General features: G+C 69.0%; 9 protein-coding genes. 5 read left to right on the plus strand and 4 right to left on the minus strand.

Features of this window, described 5'->3' with window-relative positions; genetic code table 11:
- The first annotated feature begins 8 nt into the window (after positions 1–8).
- Positions 9–1,382: a pyridoxal phosphate-dependent decarboxylase family protein gene (locus tag AC2D10_RS15020; protein WP_484708813.1), complete on the plus strand. Its 1,374-nt coding sequence runs from the start codon at positions 9–11 to the stop codon at positions 1,380–1,382.
- Positions 1,383–1,425: 43 nt separating this feature from the next.
- Here AC2D10_RS15020 and AC2D10_RS15025 read toward each other — a convergent pair whose 3' ends face one another.
- Positions 1,426–2,481, minus strand: a complete 1,056-nt coding sequence (locus AC2D10_RS15025) for an alpha/beta hydrolase (RefSeq protein ID WP_484708815.1) — start codon at positions 2,479–2,481, stop codon at positions 1,426–1,428.
- Between the two features lie 119 nt (positions 2,482–2,600).
- On the opposite strand from AC2D10_RS15025, the gene AC2D10_RS15030 reads away from it, so the two are divergent.
- Positions 2,601–3,236, plus strand: coding sequence for a TetR/AcrR family transcriptional regulator (locus AC2D10_RS15030; RefSeq protein WP_484708816.1), 636 nt, complete (start codon positions 2,601–2,603; stop codon positions 3,234–3,236).
- Positions 3,233–4,912 carry an MDR family MFS transporter gene (locus AC2D10_RS15035; protein WP_484708818.1) on the plus strand — a complete coding sequence of 560 codons (1,680 nt, stop codon included), beginning with the start codon at positions 3,233–3,235 and terminating at the stop codon, positions 4,910–4,912. The genes AC2D10_RS15030 and AC2D10_RS15035 overlap by 4 nt, the downstream gene beginning before the upstream one ends.
- A 76-nt stretch (positions 4,913–4,988) precedes the next feature.
- Here the strand turns inward: AC2D10_RS15035 and AC2D10_RS15040 are convergent, their stop codons facing one another.
- The 3 genes from AC2D10_RS15040 to AC2D10_RS15050 all read right to left on the minus strand — a co-directional run bounded on the left by AC2D10_RS15040 (position 4,989) and on the right by AC2D10_RS15050 (position 8,554).
- A complete protein-coding gene (locus tag AC2D10_RS15040; RefSeq protein WP_484708819.1) occupies positions 4,989–5,582 on the minus strand; it encodes a cysteine hydrolase family protein in 594 nt (197 codons plus the stop codon).
- Positions 5,579–7,021, minus strand: a complete 1,443-nt coding sequence (locus tag AC2D10_RS15045) for a purine-cytosine permease family protein (RefSeq protein ID WP_484708820.1) — start codon at positions 7,019–7,021, stop codon at positions 5,579–5,581. The genes AC2D10_RS15040 and AC2D10_RS15045 overlap by 4 nt, the downstream gene beginning before the upstream one ends.
- 240 nt (positions 7,022–7,261) lie before the next feature.
- Positions 7,262–8,554, minus strand: a complete 1,293-nt coding sequence (locus tag AC2D10_RS15050; protein WP_484708821.1) for a M18 family aminopeptidase — start codon at positions 8,552–8,554, stop codon at positions 7,262–7,264.
- 138 nt (positions 8,555–8,692) lie between these two features.
- On the opposite strand from AC2D10_RS15050, the gene AC2D10_RS15055 reads away from it, so the two are divergent.
- Together AC2D10_RS15055 and AC2D10_RS15060 are read left to right on the plus strand one after the other, a co-directional pair.
- Entirely contained in the window at positions 8,693–11,926 is a 3,234-nt protein-coding gene (locus tag AC2D10_RS15055) for an isopeptide-forming domain-containing fimbrial protein (RefSeq protein ID WP_484708822.1), read from the plus strand.
- A 132-nt stretch (positions 11,927–12,058) separates the two neighbouring features.
- Complete coding sequence (locus AC2D10_RS15060; RefSeq protein ID WP_484708823.1) at positions 12,059–12,925, plus strand: EamA family transporter; 867 nt, start codon at positions 12,059–12,061, stop codon at positions 12,923–12,925.
- The last annotated feature ends 72 nt before the right edge of the window (positions 12,926–12,997 follow it).

Below are 12,997 nucleotides of genomic sequence, written 5' to 3' on the forward strand. Positions count from 1 at the left end.
AGCGCATCATGGATGCTTCCCGCATGCACGCGGCCTCACCCGAGTCGACCGCGATCGTCGACGCCGTGCTCGACTACTCCCGCCGGCGCATGCTGGCGGCCGACGTTCCGCTCGACAAGCCGCAGTCCGAGGCCGAGCTGAACCGTCTGATCGGCGCCACCATCACCGACTCGGGTCTGGGCGCATCGCGGGCGCTCAGCCTGTTCGAGCACGTGCTCGCACCGGCGTGCCTCACCACGAGCCATCCGCTGTACCTGTCGTTCATCCCCACCGCGCCGACCATGGCGGCGATCGCGTTCGACCTCGTCGTGTCGGCATCGGGCCTCTACGGCGGCAGCTGGCTCGAGGGCGCGGGCGCCGTGCACGCCGAGAACGAGGTGCTCGCCTTCCTCGCGCGCGAGTTCGGACTGCCCGAGACCGCGGGCGGCGTGTTCGTGCAGGGCGGCACGATCGGCAACCTGTCGGCTCTCGTCGCGGCGCGTGAGGCGGCGAAGGCGCGGCTGCTCGAGGCGGGCAAGGAGCTCCCGCGGCGCTGGAAGATCGTGTGCAGCGTCGAGGCGCACTCCTCGAACAAGTCGGCGGCGCGCGTGATGGATGCCGACGTGCTGCTCGTGCCCGCGGGCGACGACGGTGTGCTGCGTGCTGACGCCGTGCGCGCGGCGCTCGCCGAGCACGGCGACGAGATCTGCGCGGTGGTCGCCACCGCCGGCTCGACCAACTTCGGCATCGTCGACGACATCGCCGCGATCGCGGCGCTCAAGGACGAGTTCGACTTCTGGCTGCACATCGACGGCGCCTACGGGCTCACCGCGATGCTGGCGCCCGAGGCCCGGCACATCTTCGCCGGCGTCGAGCGTGCGGACTCGGTCATCGTCGATCCGCACAAGTGGCTGTTCGCGCCGTTCGACTGCTGCGCCCTGATCTACCGCGACCCCGCTGCGGGCCGCCGCGCGCACACGCAGCACGCCGAGTACCTCGACACTCTCACCGACGCCGCGGAGTTCAGCCCGTCGGACTATTCGATTCAGCTCACGCGTCGCCCGCGCGGCCTGCCGATGTGGTTCTCCCTCGCCACCTACGGCGTGGCGGCGTACCGCGACGCCGTGAGCGCGACCATCGCCCTGACGCACCGCATCGCCGACGAGATCGCGCGCCGACCCGAACTGCGCCTCGTGCGTGACCCGCAACTGTCCGTGGTCGTGTTCGAACGCGACGGCTGGGAGCGCGCCGACTACGAGCGCTGGTCCGCCGCGCTGCTCGACGCGCAGCGCGCGTTCGTGGTGCCGAGTTCGCACGGCGGCCGCCCGAACACGCGCTTCGCGATCCTCAATCCGCTCACGACGTTCGACGACCTCGTGGCCATCCTCGACACCATGAGCTGACGCCTGATGGGGTCGGGCCCGGGCCGGCGAAACGGGAGCCGAATCAGCGCGTGGTGTGCGCGTTCAGGAAGTCGATCGTCTTCTGCAGCGCGGTGCGCGCATCGGGCATGTCGAGGTGGAACTGGTACTCGTGCGGCAGCTCCGGCTCGTGCGGGGCCGGCCAGAACTGGGTGGTCACGTCGACGCCCAGCTCTTCCAGCCGCTGCGCCATCGGGATCGACTGCAGCCAGGTGAGGCCGTCGCCGTTGCCGCCCGAGATGTACGTGGTGGGGAAGTCGGCGGTGACCCAGTCGACGGTCGACATGGTGGCGCCCGTGGCATCCTCCGCCCACGTCTTGGTGCCCGAGTAGGCCCACATCGCCGATTTGAAGCCCCATCCGACGACACCGTCGAGTTCGGCGAGAGCGCCGAGGTCGTAGACGCCGCAGTTCAGGACCGTGGCCGCGAGCTGGTCCGCGCCGATGGCGGGCGTGATGTCCATGATCGACGCATAGTCGGGGCTCGTGATCAGCGTCGCCATCTGACTGGCGAGCTGCGCTCCGGCCGAATCCCCGGCGAGCACGATCTGGGTCGGGTCGACGCCCAGTTCTTCGGCGTGCTCGTCGATGTACGCGAGCGCGTCGTTGAGCTGGTGCACGGCCAGCGGGTACACGCCCTCCGGGCCGATCGTGTAGTTGACCCCGATCGTGGTGTACCCCTCGCCGGCCAGGATGCGCAGGTACGGGTCGACGTTCTCCTTCTCACCCGAGATCCAGGCGCCGCCGTGGATCCAGACGATCGTGGGCAGGGGCCCGGTGGCGGATGCCGGTGTGAAGACGTCCATGGTGGTGTCGACACCCGCGTCGCCGTACGCCACGTCGAGGTTCTCGGTGAGTTCGGTGTCGGGGACGTGCTTGTCCATCTCGGCCGCGGTCTCATTGCCGCCCTTGGTGAACACCGCTCTGATGAGCATCGCTGACGGCCAGGGCGTGATCGATCCGATCAGTGCGATGACGGCCACGACGGCCAGTCCGATCCCGACCACGATCTTCGTGCGCCGCCACGGTCGCCGAGCCTTCACCTCGTGATCGACCTCTGCAGAGTGCGCGCGCGATGCCATGGAACCCCTCCCTGCGCCTCAGTGTGCCAGTATTCTGCCGCTGCCGTGAACGCGTGACTCGAGCGTCGGACAGCGGGCTCACAGTGCACTCCAAGCTTGAGAGTGCAATATTGTACTTCATGACCGAAAGTGCAGGTTCGCTCCGAGATCTTCGCAAGCGCGAGACGATCCGTTCGCTGACCGACATCGCCCGACGCCTCACGGTCGAGCACGGATTCTCAGGCTTCACCGTCGAGGATGTGTGCGCCGAGGCGGGGGTCTCGCGCCGAACGTTCTTCAACTACTTCGAGAGCAAAGAGAACGCGGTGTTCGGCTTCACCGAGATCGACCCGCGCCTGCTCGCGCTCGACGACGAGTTCGTGGCGAGTGATGGCGACCTGCTCGACGACTTCGTCGCGGTCATGCTGCGCCGATGGACTCTCGTCGACCCACTGTCGGACGCCCCCGCGCTGATGTCCGTGATCGAGCATGAGCCTCGACTGCTGCGTGGTGCCTTCGACCGTCTCGCCGAGAACGAGCGCCGCGACGTCGCGCTCATCCTGCGCCGTGAGGGAGACGATGCCGCGCTGCGCGCCGAAGTGGTCGTGCACATGACAGGCGCGCTGATCCGCATGGCCGTCGACCAGATCCTCACCCACCATTCCACCGAGTCCGTCGACGAGATCGTCGGACGACGCCTCGCCGTCGCCCGTGCCGCGTTCGCCGGGGCATCCGCCGCTTCATCCACCCCTGCTCTGTCGAAGGAAACCGAATGACCGCCACCGTCACCCAGGATGCGCCGTTCCTGCTCACCAAGCGCCGCATCTGGATCATCTTCAGCGCCCTCATCGCCGGGATGCTGCTGTCGAGTCTCGACCAGACGATCGTGTCGACCGCCATGCCGACCATCGTCGGCGAACTCGGCGGCGTCGATCATCAGGTCTGGATCACCACGGCGTATCTGCTCGCGACGACCATCGTGATGCCGATCTACGGCAAGTTCGGCGACGTGCTCGGACGCCGGAACCTGTTCCTCGTCGCCATCGCGTTGTTCACGCTCGCCTCGGTCGGTTGCGCCTTCGCGACCGACTTCTGGATGTTCGTTGTCTTCCGCGCCCTGCAGGGCCTCGGCGGTGGCGGACTGATCATCCTGTCGCAGGCCATCATCGCCGACATCGTGCCCGCGAACGAGCGCGGCAAGTACATGGGGCCGCTGGGTGCCGTGTTCGGTCTGTCGGCCGTCGCCGGACCGTTGCTGGGTGGCTTCTTCGTCGACCACATGACGTGGCAGTGGGCGTTCTACATCAACATCCCGGTCGGCATCGCCGCGTTCATCATCGCCGTCGTGGCGCTCAAGCTGCCGTCGAAGAAGGCCGAGAAGCCGATCGACATCTTCGGCGTGATCTTCCTCTCGATCGCCACCACCTGCCTCATCTTCTTCACCGACTTCGGCGGAGACAAGGAGTTCGGCTGGGCGTCGATGGCTACCTGGTCGTGGGGCGCCGGCCTCATCGTCGCCGTCACCGCGTTCCTCATCACCGAGTCTCGGGTGCAGGACCCGATCATTCCGCTGAGCCTGTTCCGCAACCCGATCTTCGTCAACGCCACTGCGATCGGCCTCGTGCTCGGCATCGGCATGTTCGCCGCGATCGGCTTCGTGCCGACGTTCCTGCAGATGTCCTCGGGCACCTCGGCCGCAGAATCCGGTCTGCTGATGATCCCGATGATGGTCGGTCTGATCGGTACGTCGATCTTCTCCGGTATCGCGATCTCGAAGACCGGCAAGTACAAGATGTACCCGATCGTCGGCACGATCCTCACCGGCATCGCGATGGTCTCGATGACGACACTCTCGGCATCGACGCCGATCTGGCTGATCTGCGTGTTCCTGTTCGTCTTCGGCGCCGGGCTCGGACTCATCATGCAGGTCGTGGTGCTGGTCGTGCAGAACGCGGTGCCGTCGAACGAGATCGGGACGGCGACGAGCACGAACAACTACTTCCGTGAAGTCGGTGCCTCCCTCGGCACCGCGGTGTTCGGCACGCTGTTCACGACGCGTCTCACCGAGAACCTCGTCGGCGTGTTCGCCGGAGCTGGAGCATCCGCCGACGATGCGTCGCAGGCCGCGGCCACCATCGACCCGGCCACGCTGAACTCGCTCCCCGACGAGGTACGCGACGGAATCGTCACCGCCTACGCCGATGCCCTCGCGCCCGTGTTCTGGTACCTGGTGCCGTTCATCGTGCTGGCCTTCGTGCTGTCGCTGTTCCTCAAGCAGATCCCGCTGTCGGATCAGGCCGGCCTCGTCGCCCGCGGCGAGGCGATCTCGGGCGAGGAGGCCGAGCGCCTCGAGGCCGAGATGCGATCCGGGGCCGTGGCGCGGTCGGGCGGGGACGCTGCGTCGGATGCGGATTCCGCGGCGCGCCGAGCCGACGGATCACGGACCGACTGACGATTCGCGGAGGGGATCGTGCGCAACGCTCCCCTCCGCAGAACGTCGGGGCGCTCCGCGAAACGTCCGCCCCAGCTCACACCCCGGCGAGCACCGCTGCCGTGTCGCTGATCGTGATCTGCGGGGGATACAGTCCCATCACGTGCAGCGCCGCGGCGTGGTTCTCGGCCGTCGACCCCGCGCAGGCGTCGGCGGCGATCGTGACGCGTGTGCCGGCATCCGCGGCCGCCAGCGCCGTCGAGAGCACGCAGCAGTCCGTCGAGACGCCGGCGAGCACGACGTGCGCGCCGCGTCCGACGATCGCCTCGAGCTCCGGCCCCCACTTGCCGAACGTGGGCCGGTCGAGGGTCGGATGCCGCACCAGATCCGCCGCGTCCGGAACCAGCGCGTACAGCGGATCGGTCGGCGGGCGGTCCGCGAACGGCCAGGCCGCGAAGTAGTCGCCCCACGACGTCGAACGGTCAGCCGTCGGCATCCATCGCGTCACCAGCACTCGATCGCCGAACGCGTCGGCCAGTGCGCGGATGCGCGGCATGGCCTCGGCGAAGAACGGGGAGCCCCAAGGTGAGTCGGGCGACGCGAAGATCGTCTGCGGATCGATCACGATCAGCCACGGCCGACCCGCCGCGCCTTCCGTCCTGAAGGACTCAGCGGCCACAGACGAGCTCACCCCTGCTCCTGTCGGCGGATCTTGGCGGCGCGAGCGAAGTACGTCACCAAGAACGAGAGCACGAGCGCGAAGAACACACCGAGGTTCGCGTACGCCCAGTCGCCGTCTGCGCCGCCCACCAGGAACAGCAGGTAGCCCTGCCAGTTGTTCCACGGCGCGTCTGCGGCGAAGTTGTTGAGCACGAGGCCCCAGCCGATGATGCTGGTGACGACCATGGTGCCGATCGATGTCCAGTCCCAGGCGCCGTAGCGTCCAGCCGCGTCGAACAGGGCGTCGTCGTCGTAGTCCTTGCGACGGCGCAGGATGTCGGCGATCAGAATGCCGGCCCACGACGCGAGCGGCACGCCGAGCGTGATCAGGAAGCTCTGGAACGGGCCGAGGAAGTCGGTGGCGAAGAAGACGACGAAGATCGTGCCGACCGTCAGGATCACGCCGTCGATCGCGGCGGCAGAGGGACGCGGGATGCGGATGCCGAGGCTCAGCAGTGTCAGACCCGACGAGTAGATTCCGAGCACAGCCCCCGAGACGAGCGCCAGGACCGCCGTGATCAGGAAGGGCACGAGTACCCACGTCGGCAGGATCGTGGCGAGAGCGCCCACAGGGTCGGACTGCACGGCGAGGAAGAGGTCCTCATCGGAACCAGCGAGGAGGAGTCCGAACACCACCAGGATCACGGGAGCGACCGAGCCGCCGATGGTGTTCCAGACGACGATCGCGCCGTCCGATGCAGTGCGCTTCTGGTATCGCGACCAGTCGGCGGCGATGTTGATCCAGCCGAGCCCGAAGCCGGTCATCACCAGGACGAGCGCTCCGACGACCTGGCCGATGCCGCCGTCCGGGCGCGCCATCACGGCGGCGAAGTCGATGCTCGGCGCAGCGAGGATCACGTAGAGGATCGTCACGATTCCCGTCACCCAGGTCAGCACCGACTGCAGCTTCATGATCGTGTGATATCCGAGCACGGACGCCGTGACGATGAGCGCCGCGACGATCACGGTGGCGGTGATCCGCAGCCCGATGCTGTCGCCGTCACCGCCGAGCTGCGTGATGACCGTGGCGGTGGCGAGCACGGCGGTGATCGCGAGGAACGTCTCCCAGCCGATCGACGTCAGCCACGAGATGATGCCGGGGACCTTCTGCCCGTGCACGCCGAACGCCGCACGAGAGAGGACCATCGTCGGCGCGGATCCGCGCTTTCCGGCGATCGCGATCAGCCCGCACAGCAGGAAAGACACCACGATGCCGATCACCGAGACGAGCGTCGCCTGCCAGAACGAGATGCCGAATCCGAGCACGAACGAGCCGTACGCCATGCCGAACACCGACACGTTCGCTGCGAACCACGGCCAGAACAGGTCGCGCGGCTTCGCGGTGCGGTCGGATTCGGGGATGATCTCGATGCCGGCACGCTCGATGAGACCCGGCTTGATGTCCGTCATGGACACATCTTGGCACTGCGCGCGGGGTGGTCGGGCGAGGGCGAGCGTCGAGCGCGCGGCGGGGGTCGCAGATGGCCGCTCTGGATGCCGCGATGCGGCCATCCGCGCCCCCTCCCACCGCCGAGTGTGCGGGCCTGCCGCAGCAGGGGTCGCGGATGGTCACTTTGGATGCTGGGGTGCGGCCATTCGCGCCCCCTCCCCAGCCGCGCCCGGCCCCTGCCCGGACCCCGCGCGGCGAGCTCAGCGCGTGAAGAACGCCTCCGCGGTGCGGGCGAGGTCGTGCAGGTCCGACACCCCGGCGAGTTCGCGTGCGGAGTGCATCGACAGGATCGGGATCCCCACGTCGACGGTGCGGATGCCGAGACGCGTCGCCGTGATGGGACCGATCGTCGATCCGCACGGCACGGCGTTGTTCGAGACGAACTCCTGCGTCACGACGGCCGCCCGGACGCACCAGTCGCGCCAGGCCGCCGTGCCGACGGCATCGGTCGCGTAGCGCTGGTTCGCGTTGAGTTTGAGGATCGGGCCCGACCCGAGCACCGGCTGCACCACGGGGTCGTGCTTGGCGACGTAGTTCGGGTGCACGGAGTGCCCGACGTCGCTCGAGAGGCACCACGACGAGGCGTAGGCCCGGCGGCGTTCCGAGGCGTCGGCGCCGAGGCCGGCGTAGACCCGTTCGAGCACGTCTTCGAGGAAGGGGCCGGCCGCGCCGGAGCGCGACGACGAGCCGAGCTCCTCATGATCGAAGGCGGCGAGCACGGCGATCGGTGCGCCCTTCTCCGGCGTTCGGTCGGCGATCGACGCCAGCGCGACGACGCCGGCGTGCACGGAGGCCAGGTCGTCGAGACGGCCCGAGGCGAAGAACGCGTCATCCTTGCCGAACACCGCACCGCGGGCCGTGTCGGCGATGACGACGTCGTATCCGCGGATCTCGGATGCGGCGACATCCGCCGATGCGGCCAATTCGGCCAGCACGTCTGCCTGCGTCGGGTCGCCGAGGCCCCACACCGGTTGCGTCTCGGCCTGCTTGTCGAGCGCGAGACCGCTGTTGGCGGTGCGGTCGAGGTGGATGGCGAGCTGCGGCAGACGCAGGAGCGCGCCCGTACCGGCAAGAACCACCCGGCCGTCCGCGAGGGCGAGACGTCCCGCGAGCCGGAGTTCGCGGTCGAGCCAGGAGTTCAGCAGCGGCCCGCCGTAGACCTCGACGGCGGCCTGCAACCAGCCGCGGGTGCCGGTCGTCGGCTGCGGCTTGAGCTTGAAGCCGGGGGAGTCGGTGTGGGCGCCGAAGATGTGCGCGGGCGTGGTGGCCGCGGCATCCGTCGGCACGACCCAGGCGATCACCGCACCGTCGCGCACGACCACGAAGCGTCCGCCGGCTGGCGTCGGCCAGGCGTCCTCCTCCTGCAGCCGCGTGAAACCGGCGGTTTCGAGGCGATGCGCGACCTCGCGGGCGGCGTGGTAGCTCGAGGGTGATGCGGCGACGAAGTCGGCGAGGTCTTCGGCGTGCGCGAGGGCGACCGGGGTGACGGGCATTGTGAGCCTTCCTGGAGACGGGCGTCATTCGAGCGTAGTCGCGACGTCGACGAGTGTCGGAGGATCCCGATATCGTTGTCGCGTGGGGAAGGCGCACGGCTGGCCTTTCGGGAGTCCGGTGGTTCTAGGAGTCCTTTGGTGCGCGCTCGAACAGGTCAGTCTCTCCGTCGTGTCTTCGCGGGGGCCGTCTCGGCGTTGATGCTCGCCGCCGGTCTCACGCTCGTCACCGAGACAGCGGCTCCGCAGTCGGCGATGGCCGCGCAGAGCCCGACGAGCTGTACCGGCGTCGCCGCTTTGGTCAACGGCGGGTTCGAGGCTCCGGTCTTCTCTGGCGCATTCGTGCATTACCTGCTCGAGGACCAGATACCCGGATGGCATACGACCGACGTCCGTGACCGCATCGAGCTCTGGGGCACCGGGGCGCTGGGCGTCCCCTCCGCCGTCGGTCGCCAGTTCGCCGAACTCAACGCCTACAGTGCGAGCACCCTCTATCAGGACATCGAGACGACCCCGGGTCAGACGTTCGCCTGGTCGCTGAAGCATCGGGGTCGCGACGGCACCGACGTCATGCGCGTCGTGATCGGCGCTCCCGGCGGCCCACTCCTTCAGAACGGCCCCGCCCTGAGCGACCGCAACACCGCCTGGGCGGCGCACAGCGGGACCTACACGATCCCGGCCGGCCAGACGGTGACGCGCTTCGGGTTTCAAGCGGTCAGCTCCGCCACCGGCAACGTCTCCGCGGGCAACTTCCTCGACGACATCACGTTCGGCACGGGTCCCTGCCTCGTCACGAGCAAGTCGGTCACGAACCTCACGCGCACCGGGACGACGGCTGAGGTCGGCGACACGCTGCGCTACACCGTGACCACCCGCAACGACGGAGGCAACCCGGCGCGACGATCGGTCTCGAGCGACGCCCTTCCGGCAGGTCTGGACTACGTGCCCGGCTCGATGCGCATCACGGCGGGACCCGGCCGCGGGCCGCTCAGCGATGCGGCTGTCGATGATCGTGCCGAATTTGTCGCAGCCGATCGCACCGTCCGTGTCCGACTCGGCGAGGCCGCCACTGCTGCGGCGGGAGGATCGATCGGCGTCGGAGCGGCCACGAGCTACACCTTCGACGCGACGGTCCGGACGTCTGCCGCGGACACGACGATCTCGAACGAGGCGCGCGTGGCTTTCGTCGACACCGTGGCTGTGCCGAATCTCGACCGCCTCTCGATCAGTGACGCGACGCAGACGCTGGTGGGCCCCGCCGCCGACCTCGCGCTCACCAAGACGCTCGACACCGCGACGCTCGTCGCCGGTCGCGCCGCGACGTTCACGATCACGGCGTCCAACAAGGGGCCGCACACGGCGACCGGCGTGACGGTCACCGATCCCATTCCGACGGGCCTCGTCGACGTCTCCGCGACGTCTGACAGCGCCACCTGCACCGTGGACGCGAAGGTGGTGTGCGCGGTTCCCGACCTGGCCGTGGGCGACACCGTCGACATCGAGGTCACCGGATCCGTTGGGGCATCGCGCGACCCTGGTGCCGCGCTGTCGAACACCGCGACCGTGTCGGGGTCCCGCACCGACCCCACGCCCGCCGACAACAGCGCCACCGCCTCGGGGACGCTGTCGACCGAGGCCGATGTGTCGATGGTCAAGACCTTCGCGCCCGATGCCCCGGTCGCCGGCCGCACGGTCACCTACACGCTCGCCGCGCACAACGACGGGCCGTCCGAGGCGCGAGATGTCGCGATCAGCGATTCGCTGGACCCGACGTCGACCTTCGTCAGCGCGACAGCCGGCCAGGGCGACTGCACCCGGGACGAGCAGATCCTGCGATGCGACCTCGGCACCCTGGCGCCTGATGCGACGGTGACCACGACGGTGGTCGTGCGCCTCGCGTCAGGAGCCACCCCGGTCGTGCAGAACAGTGCATCGGTCTCGACCAGCACGAGCGATCCCGACCCCGACGACAACGTCGACTCCACCAGCTTCCGCCCCGACGTGGTCGCCGACCTGTCGGTCGTCAAGACCGCGTCCGCAGAGCAGGTCGCCGCGGGGGACTCGATCGACTTCACGCTCGCCGTGAGCAACGCCGGCTCGTCCGAGGCGACCGGCGTGCTGCTCGACGACACGCTCCCCGACGGCTTCACCGCCACCGGAGTCGACGGCCCCGTCGGCTCGGACTGCTCCTTCACGCCCTCCGCGATCCGCTGCAGCTGGGACTCGTTCTCCGTCGGCGCCCCGTCGAACGTGGTCGTGCACGCACGCGTCGCCGCCGACGCCCCCGCCGGGACCGTCACGAACACGGCATCCGTCGTGGCACCCGCGCAGGATCCCGACACGAGCGACAACTCCGACTCGGTCGACGTCGAGGTGGTGCAGTCGGCCGATCTGAGCATCGTGAAGACAGCCCCTGCGACGGGCGTGCCCGGCAGCCCGATCACGTACACCTTCGTCGTCACGAACGGCGGTCCGTCGACCGCGCGGGGTGCGACGCTGACAGACGCGCTTCCCGCCGGTTTCGCGGCCACGTCGATGGATGACCCGGACTGCACCCTCGATGCGGATGCTGCGCGCTGCGCGCTCGGCGACATCGCGCCCGGCGGTTCGGTCACGCGCGCACTCACCGGGAGTTGGGGGCAGGCGCTCACGGGTACCGGCTCGAACACCGCGACCGTGAGCTCCGCGACGCCGGATCCCGACGCGACCGATGATTCATCGACCGCCGAGGTGACACTCGCGCCGCGCGCCGACGTTCGCGTGAGCAAATCCACCGCGACCACGTCGGTCACCCGCGGCAGCGTCGCGAGCTTCCTCATCACGGTCAGCAACGACGGTCCGTCGACGGCAGCAGGGGTCACGGTGGCCGAGCTGGCGCCGGCGGGCCTGCAGCTTGCGAACGCGGTCGCATCGGCAGGCTCGTGGTCGCTCGAGGATGCGGTCTGGACCGTCGGCTCGGTGGCTCCGGGCGGATCCGCGACCCTGCGTGTCGAGGCGACAGTGGTGGGCGAGGGGGCGTTCACGAACACGGCGACCGCTCGTTCCCAGACGGCCGACCCGGATGCGACGAACGACACCGCTTCGGCATCGGTGACCGGGACGCCGGTGCCGGCCGCCCCGAAGACCGAGACGCCTCCGACAACCGGCATCGTCCCACCCGTCGCCCCTGTGGCACCGTCACCGGAAAGCGGGGCCGTCATCGCGCCGACGGCCCGGCCGTCCGTGCAGGCCTCATCCTTGGCGGCGACCGGTGGCGAGGTCACTGGGATCGGAGCAGGAGCGGCACTCGCGCTGATCGCCGTCGGATCGCTGCTGGTGTTCGTGCGTGCACGGCGCCGTCGCCGAGTGGGCTACGGTGGTGGTGATAGCGCCTAGGGTTCCGGGGTCTCGCACCCGCCTGGTCCGAGCGGCGCCACGGCTCTTCTCCGCAGGAGAGCCGTCATCTGACAGGACAAAAGCCCGGAGGACCCTGTTCGTCGTGCCCGCGACCAACGGAAGGGTCCCGCTGTGTCCGTCTTCGCCTTCGCCCTGGTCATCTCCGCCGCCTTCGCCCACGCGGCGTGGAACGTCATCGCGCACGGCATCAGCCGTGCCGGAGCGCCGTTCCTCTGGTGGGGTGCTGTCGGCAGCACGGTCGTCTGGATCGGAGTCGTGCCCTTCACCGGCGGACTCGGCACCGACGACCTCGGCTCCTTCGCGCTCGGCGTCGGCGTCTCGTCGCTGCTGCACGTCGGATACATGGCGGTGCTGCAGCGCGGGTACCGCGAGGGCAACCTCTCGACCGTGTACGCCACGGCCCGGGGTACCGGACCGTTCCTGTCGGTGATCATCGCGATCGTGCTCCTCGGTGAGCGTCCGACTCCGCTCGCACTCGTGGGCATCGCCGCGGTGATCGGCGGAGTCGTGGCGATCGGCCTGGTCGACCGCGGACGCGGTGACGGCGCCCGGCGCGGGATCGACCTCGGAATCGTGTTCGGCATGCTCACCGGTGTCGCGATCGCGATCTACACGATCTGGGACGCCCACGCCGTGCGCACGTGGGAGCTCTCGCCGGTGGCGTTCATGGTGGGTACGACGCTGCTGCAGGTGCCGTTCTACTCCATTGCCGTGCGACGTCGCTGGGGAGCGGTCTGGGCGCTGGGTCGTGCGCAGTGGCGCCGCATTCTCGTGTTCGGTGTGCTGTCACCGCTGTCGTACATCCTCGTGCTGACGGCGATCCAGATCGCCCCGGTGGCCCTCGTCGCGCCGCTGCGCGAGGTGAGCGTCGTGCTCGTCAGCCTGTTCGGTGTCTTCGTGCTGAAGGAATCACGGCCGGGGTGGCGCATCGGCGCCTCGCTCGTGGTGGTCGGCGGGATCGTGCTGCTCGCGGTGTGACGTCTGCCACCCCAGACCAAGGGGTTCTTGATCAGGATATTGGACTTCCCACGACGGCTGAAAAAGGATGAC

This window comes from Microbacterium sp. PI-SA-G, from assembly GCF_057215335.1.

Coding starts and splice junctions, on each gene's coding strand:
- AC2D10_RS15030 (WP_484708816.1), top strand. CDS start 2,601: ATGACCGAAAGTGCAGGTTCGCTCCGAGATCTTCGCAAGCGCGAGACG.
- AC2D10_RS15025 (WP_484708815.1), bottom strand. CDS start 2,481: ATGGCATCGCGCGCGCACTCTGCAGAGGTCGATCACGAGGTGAAGGCT.
- AC2D10_RS15045 (WP_484708820.1), bottom strand. CDS start 7,021: ATGACGGACATCAAGCCGGGTCTCATCGAGCGTGCCGGCATCGAGATC.
- AC2D10_RS15035 (WP_484708818.1), top strand. CDS start 3,233: ATGACCGCCACCGTCACCCAGGATGCGCCGTTCCTGCTCACCAAGCGC.
- AC2D10_RS15020 (WP_484708813.1), top strand. CDS start 9: ATGGATGCTTCCCGCATGCACGCGGCCTCACCCGAGTCGACCGCGATC.
- AC2D10_RS15050 (WP_484708821.1), bottom strand. CDS start 8,554: ATGCCCGTCACCCCGGTCGCCCTCGCGCACGCCGAAGACCTCGCCGAC.